At 42.6% G+C, this 17,137-nt stretch carries 19 protein-coding genes and 2 pseudogenes; 4 read left to right on the top strand and 17 right to left on the bottom strand.

What is annotated here, in order from left to right:
• Positions 1-607 precede the first annotated feature (607 nt).
• Entirely contained in the window at positions 608-835 is a 228-nt protein-coding gene (locus REC12_RS00385; protein WP_308891503.1) for a hypothetical protein, read from the top strand.
• Between the two features lie 59 nt (positions 836-894).
• Here REC12_RS00385 and REC12_RS00390 read toward each other — a convergent pair whose 3' ends face one another.
• Positions 895-1,116, bottom strand: coding sequence for a helix-turn-helix domain-containing protein (locus tag REC12_RS00390; RefSeq protein WP_007785264.1), 222 nt, complete (start codon positions 1,114-1,116; stop codon positions 895-897).
• A 131-nt stretch (positions 1,117-1,247) separates the two neighbouring features.
• On the opposite strand from REC12_RS00390, the gene REC12_RS00395 reads away from it, so the two are divergent.
• Positions 1,248-1,466: a hypothetical protein gene (locus REC12_RS00395; protein ID WP_308891507.1), complete on the top strand. Its 219-nt coding sequence runs from the start codon at positions 1,248-1,250 to the stop codon at positions 1,464-1,466.
• 677 nt (positions 1,467-2,143) lie between these two features.
• On the opposite strand, the gene REC12_RS00400 is transcribed toward REC12_RS00395, so the two are convergent.
• From REC12_RS00400 to REC12_RS00450, 12 genes and pseudogenes are all read right to left on the bottom strand, one after another.
• Complete coding sequence (locus tag REC12_RS00400) at positions 2,144-2,932, bottom strand: hypothetical protein (protein ID WP_308891508.1); 789 nt, start codon at positions 2,930-2,932, stop codon at positions 2,144-2,146.
• A 1-nt stretch (position 2,933) separates the two neighbouring features.
• Entirely contained in the window at positions 2,934-3,944 is a 1,011-nt protein-coding gene (locus REC12_RS00405) for a hypothetical protein (RefSeq protein WP_308891510.1), read from the bottom strand.
• Positions 3,941-4,675, bottom strand: coding sequence for an RAMP superfamily CRISPR-associated protein (locus tag REC12_RS00410; RefSeq protein ID WP_308891512.1), 735 nt, complete (start codon positions 4,673-4,675; stop codon positions 3,941-3,943). The genes REC12_RS00405 and REC12_RS00410 overlap by 4 nt, the downstream gene beginning before the upstream one ends.
• Before the next feature lie 39 nt (positions 4,676-4,714).
• Positions 4,715-6,721: a Cas10/Cmr2 second palm domain-containing protein gene (locus REC12_RS00415; RefSeq protein ID WP_308891515.1), complete on the bottom strand. Its 2,007-nt coding sequence runs from the start codon at positions 6,719-6,721 to the stop codon at positions 4,715-4,717.
• 1 nt (position 6,722) lies between these two features.
• Positions 6,723-7,625, bottom strand: a complete 903-nt coding sequence (locus tag REC12_RS00420) for a DUF6602 domain-containing protein (protein ID WP_308891517.1) — start codon at positions 7,623-7,625, stop codon at positions 6,723-6,725.
• Between the two features lie 12 nt (positions 7,626-7,637).
• Positions 7,638-7,847, bottom strand: a pseudogene (gene cas6, locus REC12_RS26395) (CRISPR system precrRNA processing endoribonuclease RAMP protein Cas6); the annotation flags it as partial.
• A 647-nt stretch (positions 7,848-8,494) separates the two neighbouring features.
• Positions 8,495-8,825 (bottom strand): annotated as a pseudogene (locus REC12_RS00425) (hypothetical protein); the annotation flags it as partial.
• A gap of 125 nt (positions 8,826-8,950) precedes the next feature.
• Positions 8,951-9,826, bottom strand: coding sequence for a CRISPR system precrRNA processing endoribonuclease RAMP protein Cas6 (gene cas6, locus REC12_RS00430; RefSeq protein WP_308891519.1), 876 nt, complete (start codon positions 9,824-9,826; stop codon positions 8,951-8,953).
• A gap of 310 nt (positions 9,827-10,136) precedes the next feature.
• Positions 10,137-10,346 (bottom strand): Rpn/YhgA-type helix-turn-helix domain-containing protein, encoded by a 210-nt coding sequence (locus tag REC12_RS00435; RefSeq protein WP_308891521.1) that lies wholly within the window; start codon positions 10,344-10,346, stop codon positions 10,137-10,139.
• A 35-nt stretch (positions 10,347-10,381) separates the two neighbouring features.
• The gene (locus REC12_RS00440; protein WP_308891523.1) at positions 10,382-10,525 is read right to left on the bottom strand and encodes a hypothetical protein; all 144 of its coding nucleotides are present in this window, start codon (positions 10,523-10,525) and stop codon (positions 10,382-10,384) included.
• Positions 10,526-10,607: 82 nt separating this feature from the next.
• Entirely contained in the window at positions 10,608-11,237 is a 630-nt protein-coding gene (locus REC12_RS00445; RefSeq protein ID WP_308891525.1) for a hypothetical protein, read from the bottom strand.
• Between the two features lie 92 nt (positions 11,238-11,329).
• Positions 11,330-11,884: a TetR/AcrR family transcriptional regulator gene (locus REC12_RS00450; protein ID WP_308891529.1), complete on the bottom strand. Its 555-nt coding sequence runs from the start codon at positions 11,882-11,884 to the stop codon at positions 11,330-11,332.
• Positions 11,885-12,048: 164 nt separating this feature from the next.
• On the opposite strand from REC12_RS00450, the gene REC12_RS00455 reads away from it, so the two are divergent.
• The gene (locus REC12_RS00455) at positions 12,049-12,969 is read left to right on the top strand and encodes an alpha/beta hydrolase (RefSeq protein WP_308891531.1); all 921 of its coding nucleotides are present in this window, start codon (positions 12,049-12,051) and stop codon (positions 12,967-12,969) included.
• Positions 12,970-13,562: 593 nt separating this feature from the next.
• Here REC12_RS00455 and REC12_RS00460 read toward each other — a convergent pair.
• From REC12_RS00460 to REC12_RS00475, 4 genes are all read right to left on the bottom strand, one after another.
• Positions 13,563-13,763 (bottom strand): Rpn/YhgA-type helix-turn-helix domain-containing protein, encoded by a 201-nt coding sequence (locus tag REC12_RS00460; protein ID WP_308891533.1) that lies wholly within the window; start codon positions 13,761-13,763, stop codon positions 13,563-13,565.
• A gap of 106 nt (positions 13,764-13,869) precedes the next feature.
• Entirely contained in the window at positions 13,870-14,370 is a 501-nt protein-coding gene (locus REC12_RS00465) for a GNAT family N-acetyltransferase (protein ID WP_308891536.1), read from the bottom strand.
• 221 nt (positions 14,371-14,591) lie between these two features.
• Positions 14,592-14,759, bottom strand: a complete 168-nt coding sequence (locus REC12_RS00470) for a hypothetical protein (protein ID WP_308891538.1) — start codon at positions 14,757-14,759, stop codon at positions 14,592-14,594.
• Positions 14,760-15,002: 243 nt separating this feature from the next.
• Positions 15,003-15,470 (bottom strand): SRPBCC family protein, encoded by a 468-nt coding sequence (locus tag REC12_RS00475; RefSeq protein ID WP_308891540.1) that lies wholly within the window; start codon positions 15,468-15,470, stop codon positions 15,003-15,005.
• A gap of 356 nt (positions 15,471-15,826) precedes the next feature.
• Here REC12_RS00475 and REC12_RS00480 point away from each other — a divergent pair, with 356 nt between their 5' ends.
• A complete protein-coding gene (locus REC12_RS00480) occupies positions 15,827-16,714 on the top strand; it encodes a Vgb family protein (RefSeq protein ID WP_308891543.1) in 888 nt (295 codons plus the stop codon).
• Positions 16,715-17,137 lie beyond the last annotated feature (423 nt).

The raw sequence follows: 17,137 nt of genomic DNA on the forward strand, positions 1-17,137 counted from the left end.
CTCTGGCATAATGAAGTTCGCTGGCTATGTCCACGCCTATGACAATACTCGCTTCGGATAGTTGATTTAGTTTCTCGTTTTGTGTAAAATTCACTTGGATGACCTCCGTTATTTTTTGATTGGATTCTGTTGGCCAACAGTCCGTCCTCTCAAAGCTTAACGTGAGGTCGTCTTTTTTTCAAAGCTCATTTTTTGTTACTTACAGGAATGCTCCTCTCTGATCAATTTTTGCTTGTCTTCTTATTATAGCTCTCCCTTTACCATATTTTGTGTTGTATTTTGTCGTTATTGGCTCGATAAATAAAAAGAATGTCTTAACCAAATTTTGGTAAAGACATTCTTTTTGCACTAATAGATGTATATATTTCAATCCACGCTCCCATGTAGGGAGCGATAGATTCACAATACCATAAATGTTAGAATATGTAAATTTGTATTATTTATTCTTCATATAAAAATACATTTGTTGGTATTTTCATTTCTCTTTATGAGCTCCATGATTTTCTTTATATATATATAATAGTGCTAAAAAGTGTTGTACTTCAAATTAATCTATTGCATATCATTAAAATAGAGTTGCAGAACTTTCGAAAGAGGAGATGATATCATGATAAAAATTTTTTCCAAGAAGAAATTCCTAAGCATTCGTAAGGAGATTCGAGATGGTGCTACCATCACCGAAACCCGCCGTAAGTATAGTATCATCAGCATTTATTTTGCCAGTCCCGCGGTTGGTTTTCCCGCCAAGCCGGACATGGCGCAAAAGCAGCGAAGCAAAATAAGCCCCATTTTTGGACTGTTCATTGCTTTCCAAAGACGCAATTCCCATCAGTAACTTCGCCATAGGTGATGACCTTGAAGAAAACAACAATATTATGCGACTTGCGAATTAAATTATTTCTCCGGCGGTACAAATTCCAACAGATCGCTAATGTCACAATCAAGTACCGTACATATCCGGGCCAAAACATCAGTGTCCAATCTGCTTATACTGTTATTACAATAATTGTTGATTTGAGAGCGCTGCATTTCTGCTCTGTGACTCAGCTTGTTTTTGCTGATTCCCTCTTTTTTAATCAGTTCATCCAACTTTATTTTGATTGTTCCGTATTCCATCGGAATTCCCTCCTTGTCCGTTAGCAATCCACATCATTGACATATATAGTATGCTCTTAGTAGAATAAACATATAAGCTCTAATATGTCTTGTCATACTAGTTGCACACCAACGCAAAGGGAGAGAATAAAATGGATACTGCGAAAGCCAAAAAAGCTCTGATAAAGCTTGCCAAGCAGAAGGGTGTAAGCGAAGAGGCCCTACGCCATGAAATCAAATTTGCCATAACTGAAGCCATTAAAAGCCCTGAACTACAGGCACAAATGTTTTGGAAATCCATCCCCCACAAGGGAGAACAGCCAACGCCAGAAGAAGTCATTGCGTACATAGCGGATACAATAAAGGGTTAATGCAATAAACATTGGAGAAAGTTGTCCCAAAATGCTTTTAGGCAAGGTATTTAGATCTTAAAAAAAGTCCATCTCAAACCTTAGATGAAAGAGGGGGCAGATCACAGGCGGTCATTATAAAGGCCTGTTCCGAAATCTCAAACCTTTGCGATTTTGGAACAGGCCCGGCCATATAGAATTTAGAAATCTTAGAAAGCAAGCACAAAAGCTTATTGACGAGATACCATCAGACAGCATTTCCTCCATGTCCGGCGGCTCAATAGTTAAAAGCGGAGTATTTTCATGACCCTAACGGGCACGACAAATATTACTTCATAAACTTCTTAAGCAGAGACAACGGATACCTATTTCAAAGCCAATTTATGCGCTCTTCACCCGACAGCCGATATAATAAACACTTCTTCGGGATTGACCTCCATCCTTGTACTTCATAGGAGCCAGTGAGCGATTTCTTCATATAAAGGCTCATAACCTTTGGGACCGCTGTATGATACCGGAACCAAGGCCTACTGTCGCATATAATTCGGCAGCCCGCTAAAGAGTATTTTCCCTCCGTCTGCATCGATGACTTTCACTTCGTAAGGGGCCCATTGAAATACGGTGTTCGGGTACTTCGGCAATTCCAATTCCAAGCCGCGCCTCCAAGGCATTTGCTCGTCAAAGCAATAATTAGCATTTTAGATCCATTCTACCTTCACAAGCCCATGAGGCAGCCCGGTTTCTTGATCGAGATAGACCGCTCCTTCTGTTTTTTCTCGATCACCCTCTGCCTCTGAAGCGCTTGTTCGTTCAATAGAGTGAAGCAGACCTTTATAACCGCCGATTAGGACCACATTATTATCGTTGAACAAAGACGACAACTTATCAATCATTTTCCTAAACTCTTCACCCATTGGCTGGTCGCCATATTCTTTTTGGAGCTTCTGCAAATATCCCAGCATCTGCCTAAGCTTTGTTTTCGTAGATCTTTTACCCGGCTCTAAAAACTCTTCCGGTGCCTTATCCTCCAGATATAATTCACCTTTCAATTCTGTCTCGACCTTGATCATCTCCACCCCGACATTTTCCATAAAAACCCTCAAACAAGCTTTTTTGGTCTCATGAAAAAGATACTGTGCTTTATACAAGTTGCGCAAAACAATACTTTCCCGGCACACCAGGATATCATCCACCATACAACGTCCGGAACTGCTCCCACCGAAAGCGCCCTTTACCGCGCTGCCCGGCAGATAGTATTCCGCAGAATCCGGTGCATAAGCCCTGTACTCTCCATATTGGTAAAAGGGATAGATGATCTTCAGCTTTTCTCTGTCCAGATACTCGCCGCCTTTGATTTCCTGAGTGGAAAAGCCCTCAATTTCTTCATTTTGTCTATTTCTCTTGCTTTTTTCATACCATGCCAGATTTCCCCGCGGTGATACAATCAGACTGGATAAAGTCGTCAGCCGGTAGCAGTATTTCTCCATATCACACCCTCCCTTCATCTTGCGGCAAAGGATACAAAAAAGCGTTGCCGAAAACAATATCCCTTTGACTTTCAAACGGGGAGGGAATCGATTTGCCCGCCTTTGCAGTGTCCATGTCTGCCGCTAAGGCAATGATGCTTCCTTCGGCAATAAAACTGATATACTGCTTTTTAAAATTTTTGTTCCAACCGCCGTCCATTTGAAAAGGCCGCCGTTCTGAGGTAAACAAATTCAGTCTGGAATCTGCAAAATTGATCTTATCCGGCAGCAGCATCCCCATGTTTAAAAACTTATCGCCCCGCGCATCCGGCAACTTCTCCTCGGCAGCTTCCTTAAACACAAAGGTATTTAAGTTTTGAGAGGCCCGCTTCCCCAATATGATCATACGCTTTTCCTGAGCCGATCTTTTTAACAGGCTCACCAGTTTATCAGCATTAGAATCCTCCCCCGCTTGCAGATAAAAACAGAAATACTTAATCGGTCGCTTCTCCTTATCCTTCTCACCTCTAAAAACTGCCTGTAAAGCAACAGTGGGAACAGAGTAAAGTTTACTCTCCAGTTCAGGAATGCCATAACGGACACTTTCGATCGAAGCCCGCAGCAGCTGTTGATTCTGTATCTCCACATAGGGGAAAATCGTGCCGCATTCCTGCGGGGCTTTCCAAAGCTGCTTCAGCTCCGCCTCTCGCAAATAGCTTCTTTCTTTCACTGCTTTTCGCTTTTTCTTCAAGCCTTCCTCTTCCTTTTCTTCTCCCTCTTGTTTCACTGTTTTTCCAAGCGGCACGAGCATATCCATGACATAATCCTGCGGCACGGGCAAGTAACCCAAGGGCATCAGATTAGACAGGGCCAGATGACTCTTTTTAAGCAGAACAGCCTTCGTTAGTTCTGTTGCCTCTTCTCCTCCGTAGGTTTCGGAAAGCAGATAAACCAGCGCTCCGAAAATCTTCTGCGAATCGGGCATCTGCGTCAGGGCTCCTTGGGCTGTCAGTTCAATCCTATAAACGCTCATACCTTCATCTCCTCTGTAATCCGCACCTTCACCCTGCCGTATCCGCGGCTTTTGGAATTGCCCAAACGATGTATCCCTTCATTAAACTTCATTAGCTGCTCCATGACATATTTCCGGCATAACTCCCGCGAATTCTTATCCCAGCATTCCATGTTGCAAAAGCGGATCTCTCCTATAAAAGTCAGTCCCTTGCGCGCTGTTTGATAGCTGCGGGGATTAGAAACCGGAGCAATCCCGTTTTTGTCGTCAATCGAATTCTTCATATCAATGGAAAAGCAAGTTTTTTTATTGCGGCATTCTTTGCTTAAAAGCGCGTCACCAAAAAACAGCTTGGAGGAATTATTGAATCCTTCCATGCCAAAAAGATATTCGGCAGACAGCTTGCCCTCCGCTTTGGCGTAATTCCTTTCAATTCTTTCTAAAGCCTCCTTTCTATTTGAACTATCCTTATGTTGCTTCCCTATGATTTTCCGGATGAGCTCTGCATTTTTTTCTTTTTGGTTTTTCAGGTAATCGGCATAAAGCATCCTGATTTCCTCTGCCGCCGGGCTCTTATCCTGACGCACGATGGCCCTTAACGCGCCTTTCAGAGAAGATCCCGGGATATAGGGGAACCCATCCGGATCAAGAATGGTTTGCTGGTCAATCCCCCCGATCTCAAACGGCACGGACGCACCGCCGATAAATAGATTCGACAAAGTTTCAATCTCAAATTGAATGATATCGGACATGCGACAAAACTCCTCTCCAATCGTTTGATGATTTCCATGCTACTTCCTGGGAAGCTCTGTTTGTCCCATCTGTCTCTTGTACTTCCCCACCATCTTCGTATATTCATAGTACAACATGAGCGAATCCACAAACTCGGGATTCCAGGCCCCGTTATTCTTGGCCCGTTTGCAAAATGTTTCTTGGTCAAAATGCACCCGATAGCCTGTTTCAGATTCCTGATTCTCTCTGCTGTCGCTGCCCTCATCCTCCGGAACCGGACAATTCAGGGCCAGGATTTCCCCGGCCCGCTCGACAGATGCGTTCCGCAATTTGAAAAACATGGATTTCTCAAGGCGCAAACGGTAGTACCTCTTTCCTTGATTATGAATGAAGACATCCCGCAGTTGTTCTTTTCCCCCTTCTTTTATATCTAAAGACTGATCGCGTAAATACATGACAACTTTCGTCAGCAGTTTTTTCCTGGCCTCGTCCAGGCGTTCCTTTCGAAGTAACGCTTCGTCCGATCCAGTAGTTTTGACGATACCGAAACGTGTATCAGAGAACAAAAGCATGAGACGCAAATAGGTTTCCAACCGTTTTTTGCCCTCATCATCAAACCTAATTTTGAGACCCTCCCGCTCCTTCCCCAGCTGCCGTTGATACAACTGCTCCAGAATTCCTGCGTTCAGGATCAATTCGGACTGCCAGAGCTCAGGCTCATAACTGTCGAGGTACTGGGGAAGGAGATGGTACAGAAGCTGGTTAAGGTACTTCCTTTCATTCCGGCGCACATCTTCCTGCGCAAGCTTTTCCAAGAGCGCGTAATAAAAACGATGCGTGCCGATCTTGCCCTTGCGGCAGCCTTCTTTCCCGTCCTTGCCTTCTTTTTGGATCGACAGCAGCAGACTCACATCCGTCAGAAAAAAACGCCACACCGGAACGGACTCAAGTTCCCGTTTCGGAGCTGTTTTCTCTTTGACTGGCAACGTTTTCCTGTCTTCCTTATATTTATCATAATCGACATCCCAAAAGGCCAGCCCCCCAATGGCAATTCCGCCATTGACATACTTCTGAAGTCCTTTGGGCTGAACCGCTCCGGATGCCGAAACCTTCTTTGCCTGTTTCAGCTGACGCTCTACCATTTCCAGATAATAACGGATAGGCTCTCTGTTAAACGTGACCTCAGCCCCAATACTGATCTTGAGGCTCTGGGACTGAGCAGCAAGCGCGCAGTTTATCGTCCTGAGAAGCTGCCGGCAGACCTCTATCCCGCATAGCATGTCGGTAACCGCTACGGCGAAGAAAATATCGTCTCCGGCAATATAGAAGGGAAAGAGCCAGCCCTTACGCCCTTCCGGACTGCATACCTCAGCAGCCTGATGAAGAGCGTCCAGGGAAATACAATCGTTCAACACCTTGCTGACGTCTTGATACTTGACATAATCCTGGATTGCTTTGAACATATCACCCATGCCGTCCAGATCGGCTTTGATCACAGCGATGCGGAAGCGGTTTTTGTTATCCTCTTCTGTTCCGCAAAATAAGGCGTTAATATCCCGGGCAAACATGGGATAACCTTCCGGGCGGTCATTTTTAGAAGGCGGCTGATTCTTTTTTACTTGAAAACTGAATAATGTTTTTTGGTTTTTTTCGATTATGGCATTGAGACACGAGGATTGTTTCAAAAGTCTTTTCGCTTTCTGAATTGCCTCAATTTTATTTAAGCCTTCCGCAGCGAAAGCTACATAACGGACCAGCTTTTGTCCGTGGGAGTTGCGATAATATTCCAGGAACAGCTCATTCAAGGGAGCGTTAAGCTCTTTTTCCGGCAACGGGCAGCTGAAGATAAACACACCGGAGCACTCAAGCAGTTCCTCAATTCTCACTCCGAAAAATGCCAGCCGCACTCTATCGGCAAAGCCGCCGGAAATTTCTCGGGAAGCGTTCATAATATTTCTCAAAGTCGCCTCTTCCGTTTGTTTTTCCTGCTCGTGCCCGTGAATCACTTCAAATAGGCAGGTCTGAACTTTATCAATGGAGAGAGCGACGATTTGCTTGATAGGCATTCTACTTTAATCCTCCTTTGGCAAAGTCATCGAACATCTTAGCATATGCCTTATGGGGAAACAGAAGGGGATTGTTGATAAGCATAAGAAGTTGATTAAGCTGCAGGTTGAAAGCCAGAAGGGATACAGATTGTCCGGCGCAATTAACCTGATATTCTTCCAGCTTGACGTCTTTTATTTCTGAGCCTTCATTTATGACTACGCATTGTTGTTCTTTATCCGCATGATTTAAAGCCTTGTACCAACATTGCAAACTATCTTTTGAGTCATCCACTTCTATTCTCAGATTCCCATTTTCCTGAGGAGCACGGATGACAAAGTCAAATAATTTCTCGCCGGAATCAAGACTTTTATTTTGCAAATTTTTTTCATTTAAGCAGCATAGAATGCGCAAAGGGCGGGTGGCCGTTTGCGTAGGCGGCTTTGAATTGTCTTTCCCTATGGCTACATAACCATGCATTCGAGTATATGATTCCTGAGAAGTTTTGAGCGCAGCAACGCTCTCCGCCCAGTTTTTTAATTTTTCTTGATCCATTGACGAACTTTTACACTCAACTGCCACCGCCACAGCTTCAATAGGCAAAAATTTCAACCTTCCATAGCGAAAGATGTATGGCGTATAGGTTTCATCAAAAATCGCCAAATCTACTTCATTAGAAACTCTGCCAGCGGAGTCAATGATAAAGACCGACTGCTCAATGACAAACTTTTTCGGAACGATTTGCTCAAACATTTCACGCCAGATGTCTTCGCGGAAACCTCCAATGGTAGGTCCGTGACTGGTCTCAAAATATAGCTGATCGATCAGCGCTTTTTCATTTTGAATATAATTTTTCAGGATATTTTTTATCGTTTTCGGATCAGGTAATGTATAGTCTCTGGTTTTTGTTTCTGTTTTCTTCATGACTTCCCCTCCTCATTTGTTAAATATTCGGCACCTCTCATCCCCGGTAAATTCCACTTCAATTTCGCCCACACCAAAAGTCGTGTTGCGTCCTACATGCAGGATTTGGGCGGCATAATGCCATGATACAAACGTGGACAATTCTCCCTGTAACCTCATGCTCCTGGTCAAACCACTGAAATCTATTTTTAGCCCAGCCGGTTGGCATAACGCGTCAATGGTTGTACGAAAAAATGATTTTGGCGCACAGCATCCTGAGTCGCAAACTCCTCCTTGATTTGCTGGACTTTGCTAAAGGAAGTACATATTGTATAGCCCTACTCAGTAGGCAAAGATGGACGCTTGGTTCCTCCCCTGCCCGATAATGAAGAATGGAAAGTATTTTAGAAAAAAGGCGGCTTGCTGTTCCATACTTGATGCACCTACTGCCAATGTTATAAACTTGCCTCTCACTTATTATTCTGCAAAATTCTCTGTGCTTCCGATTTATTTCTACTAATTGCCTTTCGCTAACAAAATAATTACTTCAAAATAAAGCAACGCTTTCTTCCATTATAGACCTCTCTTTACCAAATCTTATGTTGTATTTTGTCGTTTCTTTCTCGATCTACAAAAAGAATAACCTACCTATTTCCACCTGCTCCTCCTATTACCACAATATCCTACAAGGACAATCCTCTGCATAGTATGGAATATATAACCTTAAAGGAGGCTGAGTCTATTTTTTTTCTGTGCAGCAGGAATCGGCATTATCGCCATTGCTATTCTTATTCTGATCGCACTGGGCCTTATCTTGAGCCTAGAAATAAATTCAGCACAGACTGCAGACAGTCTGTGCTGAATTTTTGCGTCCCGTCCCCTTTATATGTTTACTTCATCAGTTTCTTGATCAAGGACAGGTGGTTCTTGAAAGGCGGATAGCGGAGGGGGATATCCAGCCGGTTGGATTTCTTCGCAATGCTTTTCAGATGTAAAAAGGTGTCGTAGCTTCCTTTGCCGTGATATTGACCCACGCCGCTCTCCCCCACCCCTCCAAAGGGCAGATTGGGATTGGCCAGATGAATGATGGTATCGTTGATGCACCCGCCCGCTCTTCAGCAAACCCAAGAGCCGCTCAAAATGCTTTTGATTAATAATCTTGGGATAATCCTCATTGTCTAAGGGCTTCTCACCATAAAAGGCGGTGATGGCTTTCTTGATCTATTCTGAACGTAATTATGGATGATATTTTCAATCGTTTTGTCATCAGCAATGCCGTCCATAATTTTTCCTCCGTAATTTCGTCTTATCTGACAACTAAAAAGTATGACAACTCAACAAGCCTATCAAATAAATTCCACCTCAATTCTGCCCATACCAAAGGTTGTATTGCGTCCAATATGCAAGGTCCGGGCGGCAAACAGCCAGGGCACAAAGGGCGTTAAGTCTCCTTGCAGTTCCATGCCGCCGGTTAAGCCGCTGAAATCCATTTTTTCACCTAAACGGTTCGAATAGCGTGTTATGGGTTTTAACTTGAAATGATTTTGGGTCACTGCTACTTGAGTCGAAAGGGCTTGGATACGAGCCGCTTCTAAGGAATCGACCCAGCCGCCGTACCGTTCGGCAATTGCTTCAAGCCGATGTGTAATATTCCGGATAATTGCGATAAAGTCGATAGTTTCCAGCAAGGCCCCGTCCCGGCGAATGCGAAGGGGAGTGCAGGTACGAAGGGTAGCTTTTTTAACATCAGGCAGGCTTCGATAAGGCAAAACAACACTTCGAGCCGCTGCTTCATAAAAACTGCCATCCTCCCAAATGACCCGCTGGTCCAGATCATGGGTTATCTTTTTTAATTCAAAGGGATACCTTAAAGCACCCAGTCCAAATCTTTTCCTTTGCAAGGCATCGACTAAAGGCTGAGTGTACCGTGCCGCTTCCCCCAAGAGAATGATATAAAAACACAATTCTTCTCTTGGGCGGAATTCTGAACGGTTTAGTTCAGGCGGAACAATCAAATAGGGATTCGGGATATCTTGCCGTCCGTTACTTAGGCTCCGGTTATTATAAAGATAATTGTATGTGGGGAGATCGCTATGTAAAGCCTGTCCGACCGCCCCGCGCAGAGTAGAACCTAAATACGCCGGCAATATGGCCGTTCCTAAAGACACCAATGATAGTTTCAGCGGCAGGTATTTCATAAAAAAGGCAGCTTGCTGTTCCATGCTTGATACTCCTACAACTTAAATAGATTAATTCCTTGGTCAATTAACTTTATTTCTTGAACTTCTCTATGCTTTATGCTAATTCCTGCCTATTAGCTTTTGCTACTTCTGTTCTGCAAATATCTGCATGAGTTCAAAAAGCTCTTCTCTTCCATGGATGAAATCGAATACGACGAATTAAAAATGCTTTTCAACATAGAATTATCCACGCCCCGTCCTTTGCTGCAGAATAATCAATCAGAGAAATCACAGTCCTTAACTAAATTGCCCCGGGCTGCTTAGGGCAGCCCAGGGCAATTTTATCCTATGGTCAATTCATTATTTTCCTAATTTCCTCCTCACTCAATCCTGTAGCCTTTATAATCATGTCAATTCCCATACCTAGCCTCAGCAAATTTTCCGCCACTTCCAGCTTACCCTTCTCCACACCTTTTTCTATACCTTTTTCTATACCTTTCTCCATGCCTTTTTCCAGTCCTTTTTCCATGCCCTCTGCCATTAGCTTTTCGGCAATTGTCATAACAACTTCACTCCTTTCCAAAGAAATCTCTTTGGCTAACTCGTAGACCGTCTAAAATCCAAATCATTTCTGGCACTCATGATGTAGCGGATAAACGTCTCAAAGTATTCCCGCCCATTACTTTGGTTCTCCAGTTGATCAAACGCCAGGATAGATTCTTCTAAAGTCTTCAGAAACACCGTGTAATCCTGGTCAAAACGTAAAGCCGCAGATAAAATAGCATGTTTTTAGCACGTTCGTAACATTCAAAATAACAGATTCTTAGCTGAAAAATTCAACTACCGGAAATATGAGATATTTGTCCTCCACCCAAAAATACCTGCCTCCCGGTGACATAAAGTAGACATAAGAATCTTGTCTTTTCTCAATCCTTCCCCTTACATCGTGAGAAATCTTAGTCGGCGGTGTCGATTCAAGCTGATTATACTGTTCTGTTTCATAAATTGGTGTACCCTCTTTAATAAACAAATCTCCCTGAACCAGCTTAACATTATTCTCCGTTAAGCGAACTGTTTCTGCTTCCGGTATCCATCCTTTATAATTTACCGGAGAATCATAAACCGGCACCGCTACATATAACCACAATCGCTGATCCTGACATTGGGCAGCATCCAACACTTGAATTACGGTATTGGCTTCAATTGGACGCAGGATTTTATAGTCCTGAATTGGCAGCGCATAAATCAACGCTTCTTTCGTAACCAATCTTTGCTTATCCTTGTAGTCCTGGTAGGCTATAGATAATGAATCAACCTGCCCTAACTTTGACTGTAAATCAGCATTCTCGTTTTCTAAAGATTCAAGCTTACTTTTTAAATCTGACTGATGAGAACAGCCTGTATTTAGAACAGCAATAATCAAAATGAAAAATAAGGCCCCTAATTTCCTCATAGATATCCTTCCCCTCTCAAAAAAACAAGCCCGGAAAGAGTTTCTCGTCATGGGCAACACGGCCTTAAGCTTCCACTCATCTAAACTGTTCTTCAGCGCGAGGCAAGGGCGATAGTCTGTTCCAGTAATTCTCCAACTTGCTTCGCGATTTTCTCCGTGCCGGAGTTTAATTGATTCAATACAAAGGATTCCACAATGCCTAATACGGCCATGCTTAAAAACCTCAGAAGTATCTCGGCATCTTTTTCGGGGTTTATCTCGCCGATCTTTTTGCTTAGCTGAACCTTCATAAAATCCAGGAGCTGTTTCCTAAAAGAGACGGTGCTTTCACTCCTAAACAGAGCCTCAAAAAAAGCCCTATTCTCCTCAAAGTAATTGAACCAAATTACACTGCCCTCAATAAAACCTTTCTCTTTTTTCCACTCACATATTTTCTCTAATTCTTCCAATTGCCTTTTGACCATCGTATCCAGCAAGTCAAATTTGTCCGCATAGTGCAAATAAAATGTCTTCCTGCCGATATCCGCTTTTTCCGTAATTTTTTTAACCGTAATCTCATCGAATCCCTCTTCAATCAGCATGGTTAAAAAGGTTGACTGGATCAGATTTTGCGATTTTATGATTCTCCTATCTACTTTACTGCCCACCTAAAAACTCCTCCGGATAATACTCATATTTTGAAAAACGTGTATTAATACATGCAAATGGAAAAGTGGTTATTGAAACGGCTTATAGAATAAATTAAGATAACTATACACGAGAGTAATAAAACTCTCAAGTGTTAATTCTATTTGTTTAGGAGGTCATGAATATGGCAGTTACTAAGAAAAATGTTAAGTTCAATGCTCAGGGTCTGCAGGTGGCGGGCATTTTAAACTTACCTGAAGGCGCGGAAAATAAGAAAGGCAATCCCGCCATCGTCTGTGTCCATCCGGGCAGCAGCTGTAAAGAGCAAACCGCCGGTATTTATGCCGAAAAACTTGCTGAACTGGGATATGTGACGCTTGTTTTTGATGCGTCCTACCAGGGGGAAAGCGGCGGAGAACCTCGCTTTATTGAAAATCCAGCTGCAAGGGTTGAAGATATCCGTTGTGCGGTAGACTATTTGACGACACTCGACTATGTAGATGAAAACCGTATCGGCATCCTGGGCGTTTGCGCCGGCGGCGGTTACGCCGTCAATGCCGCTATGACAGAGCGGCGGATCAAGGCGGTCGGCACAGTTGTCGGCGCGAATATCGGCCGCGTACAGCGTGAAAGCGGCGATCCCCTCAAAGCCCTGGAGGCCATCGGCCGGCAGCGTACCGCTGAAGCCCGGGGCGCCGAACCCATGGTCGTGAATTGGATTCCTCACAACCAGGAAGAAAGAAAACAGGCCGGTATCACCGACATAGATATTGTGGAAGCCGTTGACTACTACACAACGCCAAGAGGGCAATCTGCAAACTCCCCCAATAAGCTGAAATATTCCAGCTTGGATGCCGTTTTGGGCTTTGACGCTTTTCATTTAGCTGAAGAATTGCTGACTCAGCCCTTGCAAATTATCGTCGGCGACAAGCAAGGCGCCTTCGGCTCCTACAGGGATGGCCATGAACTTTATAAAAAAGCCGCTTCAACGAAAAAGGATTTATTCGTTCTCAAAGGCGTAAGTCACTATGATTTATACGACCAACCGGAACCCGTCCGCAAGGCTGTGGAAAAACTGGGAGCTTTTTATAAAGAAAATCTCTAAAAACAAATGGCTTACGACCTGCAGAAAAACCGGGGCTATGCTTCGGTCCCAGACCGCAGACAAAAAGAAACTTAGGCAAAAGGCGGATAGTCATAAGAAACAATTGTCAACCCACCAGCAAGCTGAATACAGACACAAAAAGCAAATCCAAGCTTTTCTGGATTGGAGAAGTTTGGATTTGCTTTTTTAGAACCCTGTCTGCCGGCTCGCCGCGCCTTTTGGGTAATATCTTTTTATGCAAAGGGATAGTTCCTACATTCTATTTCAGCAGATTCACTGAGCTTTCCAGTGCGTTTTTGCTTGCATCCGTACTCGGCTTGTTTGACCGGATTTCATGCAAGATCTTATTGATTGCGGCGTCTGCCTGTATCCGTCGATCTTTGTTCTTTAGCCTTACTTTTTATGGTATTTTTATAAGGTTACTCTGGTATATTATTTGAATTCATTCACAATTTCGCGTGCCTACACCTTTTGGAGTGATTTGCCCGTGTGCTGCGTTTACCGGAGAATAATCCCGATCAAAATCCTTTAATAAAATTGCTCTGGGCTGCTTAAGGCAGCCCAGAGCAATTTAGTTTCTATAAATTAATTCATTATTTCCTAATTTCCTCCTCACTCAGTCCTGTAGCCTCTATAATCATGTCAATTCCCATACCTAGCCTCAGCAAATTTTCCGCCACTTCCAGCTTACCCTTCTCTATACCTTTTTCTATGCCCTTCTCTATACCTTTCTCCATGCCCTTTTCCAGTCCTTTTTCCATACCTTCTGTCATTAGCTTTTCGGCAATTGTCATAACAACTTCACTCCTTTCCAAAGAAATCTCTTGGGCTAACTCGTAGACCGTCTGGAGTTCCAAATCATTTCTGGCATTCATGATGTAGCGGATAAACGTCTCAAAGTTAACAGTCAATCCAAATAAAATGGCGTTGGTTATCCATTTTCTCTATTCTCCCATTGTTTGCAAGTGCAACTTTAATAGATGCCGTGTTGTGATTTTGAACTGTGAGAAGAAACCTGTCAATCTTCATATCTCTTGCACAATTAATAAGCATTTTTAAAAGTGTCTTTCCGTAACCCTTATTTCTATGAGAAGGGAGAATGGCATAACCACCATGTCCACCTTCTTCCTTAAGTTTGCTTGTTAAATAATGTCGTAATTTCCCCATTCCTACTGGTAATCCGTCAATATATAGCCAGTAAATATCTTGTGGAACCATCCATTCTTCAAGCTCAATACCATTTGATACGTTATTGCTTGTGATTAACCACTTTTTAAATTCATCATATGTTTTCCCATTACACCCGTTAATAAATCCATTTTCTTCTCTCGGGAGTTCCTGCAACAAATCGTATATATCTCCACCATCATCCGGCGACAATTTCCGTAACTCACAATTCACAACGTACACCTCCACAATAGATAATAGCGGAAGACATTTTAATCACGACCAGCGGTGCCATCACCGGGGCTAATGATGCGAAGGTCATCGATACATACTGTCGTCAATGATTTATTCGACCCATCTCAGCCCTAAAAGCAGCTGCGTGCCGTCTGCGTCTCAAAAGAATCCCTTTTGGGGTGCCGGCTAAGATCCTTCGGCCGGCGGCCCATCCTCTTTCCCTATTCAGACTCACGGTTTTCATCCTGAATGGCTATGACTTTGAGCCCAGGAACCGGCTCTTCATTCATGAATTCCGCTTCCCCCTCCTGCTGTGCTTTTAAAAGGATATCCATGGCATCTGCAACTTTAGCCGCAAGCTGAAAATACATCGTTTTAAAATCTGGCATCTTAGTCTATACCCCCTATTTCAAGCAGCGGCAAGGCTCCGGGGCATGACCCGGTCCTGCCGTCTGCTTTTATAGGGGAAATTAAAAAGCACATGCGAGGTTTTTTTCACCCTACACATGCGCTATGCTTCGTTATTTGCTGAATCCTAAACACCTAACCTCAATCAGCCGGAAACAATCCGGCTGTGAACAGAAAAGCGGAATTAGCGGTACTTGACTTATGACCCTATATATGAATAATGTTCAATTTAACCGTGGAATTTCACCCAACCTATCCTCCAGTTGAGCAAGAACCAGTGGCCATGCCTGTTCGTGTCCATTCTTTGACTCTTCATCGAGAAACCCTGCATGAGTTAATCGTAATGCAGTTCCGCCCTCACTTTGTTTCATTTCTACAGTCAAGACTGTTTCAGCACCTTTAGTTCCGCCAGCACCCGTTAACCACGTAAGCTCTACCAGTTGGTCAGGTACAAGACGAAGAAAACGTCCATAATGTGGATGGCGATTCCCTTCAAAAGCTGTCTCAAAGTAGAAAACCTTGTTCACTTCTGCATTCATTAATACTGAACCAGGTTCTGCAAACCAAATGTCAAACTGTTCAGTCCATGCCCTGTACAAAACATTAGGTGAAAAAGGCATTGTTCGCTCCACAAAAAGACTGAATGGTCGAGATGATAAATCTGGAATACAAATTGTTACTGTTGGCTTCATACTAAGTCTCCTTTTGTAAATTGTTATCTTCTAATTTTATTGCATCATCTACATTTGGTAGCGAATAAGCATTAGATAACGTTAAATTTGAATGATATTTGGATATGTGTTACAGTCTAAAAAAATGTGCAAAGAGGTGAATAGAAACATGTGATAATAATTCTATTACATCGAATGAAATCAGTATATACGCTTCATTTCGGATAGGATTAGTGTAGGTTTATATATCTTTAAGTGAACGACTCTCTTCTCTTAATAGTAATTTGTCTATTTTCGTTCGTGTCTACCTCCTATCCTATCGGATGAGGATATTTTCTATTATAAATTCAAGTGGAAATATGGAGGGAATACAGAGAATGGAAATGTTCATTCGGGAGTATACCATTTTCGATGATGATTCTGGACCATACGGTATTGCGATAGGGAAAGACGAAGCTTTATGGTTTACCGAACAAAAAGGGAATAGAATTGGCCGAATTTCACCAAAAGGCAAAATCAGTACATTTAATGTTCCGACTAAAGATGCAGGAGTTATGTCAATTATTTCTGATAACCATGGACTTCTGTGGTTTACTGAATATAGAGCGAATAAGATAGGAAAAGTTACTATAACTGGCTGTTTTGAAGAATATGAACTTCCAACTGCCAATTCCTCACCATTCAGTTTAGTAGAAGGCCCCGATCAAGCAATTTGGTTTACTGAAATAAATGGTAATAAGATAGGGAGAATAACAAAACATGGTGACTTAACAGAGTTTAGCCTACCTATAAAAAAATCATATCCCTCGTTCATTACTTTAGGTTCAGATGATGCTCTTTGGTTTACTGAAAATCAAAACAATAAAATCGGAAGAATAGCACTAAACGGTGAGGTCACAGAATTCGAAATTCCAACAAGAAATTCTTGTCCAGTAGGAATTACGTTCGGACCAGACAATGCTTTATGGTTTGTTGAAATAATGGGCAATAAAATCGGAAGGATTACGACCTCTGGTGAAATAAGCGAATTTGCAATACCTTCACTAAATTCTCACCCGCATGCAATAGCGAGTGGAACTGGAGATTATCTTTGGTTTACCGAATGGGGTAGTAACAAAATAGGTCGGATTACGACTCAAGGAAATATTACTGAGTTTATGATACCAACCCTGAATGCTGAGCCACATGGTATTGCTGTTTATTCGGATGGAAGTGTGTGGTTTGCTGAAGAGTGTAATCAAATTGGATGTTTAAGAATTATTTAATTACGCTAATTTTAATGCCCCTCTTTTTTAAACGAGTTTTCTTAAAAGAGGAGCATATCATATTTGTTGAATTTAGCGTAGGATTTTAGAACTATTTAACTTCTCCTAATCCTACTTATATACCTTAGCCTAAGCTTATCCAATCTTCCAATTATAGACATTTTCATTTAATTACCTTAGCTTTGCATTATAAGAACAATGTGAAGCTGCGGAATGTACCCTGTTGGTTTAGAGAATAGGAAGTGGATTTTCCTTGGCTTAACAATTGTTACTATAAATAATAAAGGGAGTGTCGCAAAACTACTTTAAAAAGTAGTCTGCGATACTCCTTTTTTGCTTTTTGGCTATTAAAATCGATTAGTAAATCTTCAAACATTTTGAATCTCTCTGATGCACTTAAATTTGGGCACAGAAAAATAAGCC

The organism is Candidatus Desulfosporosinus nitrosoreducens, from assembly GCF_030954495.1.
Classification (GTDB): domain Bacteria; phylum Bacillota; class Desulfitobacteriia; order Desulfitobacteriales; family Desulfitobacteriaceae; genus Desulfosporosinus; species Desulfosporosinus nitrosoreducens.

Coding starts and splice junctions, on each gene's coding strand:
- REC12_RS00415 (WP_308891515.1), bottom strand. CDS start 6,721: ATGCCTATCAAGCAAATCGTCGCTCTCTCCATTGATAAAGTTCAGACC.
- REC12_RS00410 (WP_308891512.1), bottom strand. CDS start 4,675: ATGTCCGATATCATTCAATTTGAGATTGAAACTTTGTCGAATCTATTT.
- REC12_RS00460 (WP_308891533.1), bottom strand. CDS start 13,763: ATGACAATTGCCGAAAAGCTAATGACAGAAGGTATGGAAAAAGGACTG.
- REC12_RS00455 (WP_308891531.1), top strand. CDS start 12,049: ATGGCAGTTACTAAGAAAAATGTTAAGTTCAATGCTCAGGGTCTGCAG.
- REC12_RS00390 (WP_007785264.1), bottom strand. CDS start 1,116: ATGGAATACGGAACAATCAAAATAAAGTTGGATGAACTGATTAAAAAA.
- REC12_RS00405 (WP_308891510.1), bottom strand. CDS start 3,944: ATGAGCGTTTATAGGATTGAACTGACAGCCCAAGGAGCCCTGACGCAG.
- REC12_RS00420 (WP_308891517.1), bottom strand. CDS start 7,625: ATGAAGAAAACAGAAACAAAAACCAGAGACTATACATTACCTGATCCG.
- cas6 (WP_308891519.1), bottom strand. CDS start 9,826: ATGGAACAGCAAGCTGCCTTTTTTATGAAATACCTGCCGCTGAAACTA.
- REC12_RS00470 (WP_308891538.1), bottom strand. CDS start 14,759: ATGCCAGATTTTAAAACGATGTATTTTCAGCTTGCGGCTAAAGTTGCA.
- REC12_RS00395 (WP_308891507.1), top strand. CDS start 1,248: ATGGATACTGCGAAAGCCAAAAAAGCTCTGATAAAGCTTGCCAAGCAG.
- REC12_RS00385 (WP_308891503.1), top strand. CDS start 608: ATGATAAAAATTTTTTCCAAGAAGAAATTCCTAAGCATTCGTAAGGAG.
- REC12_RS00475 (WP_308891540.1), bottom strand. CDS start 15,470: ATGAAGCCAACAGTAACAATTTGTATTCCAGATTTATCATCTCGACCA.
- REC12_RS00400 (WP_308891508.1), bottom strand. CDS start 2,932: ATGGAGAAATACTGCTACCGGCTGACGACTTTATCCAGTCTGATTGTA.
- REC12_RS00445 (WP_308891525.1), bottom strand. CDS start 11,237: ATGAGGAAATTAGGGGCCTTATTTTTCATTTTGATTATTGCTGTTCTA.
- REC12_RS00480 (WP_308891543.1), top strand. CDS start 15,827: ATGGAAATGTTCATTCGGGAGTATACCATTTTCGATGATGATTCTGGA.
- REC12_RS00435 (WP_308891521.1), bottom strand. CDS start 10,346: ATGACAATTGCCGAAAAGCTAATGGCAGAGGGCATGGAAAAAGGACTG.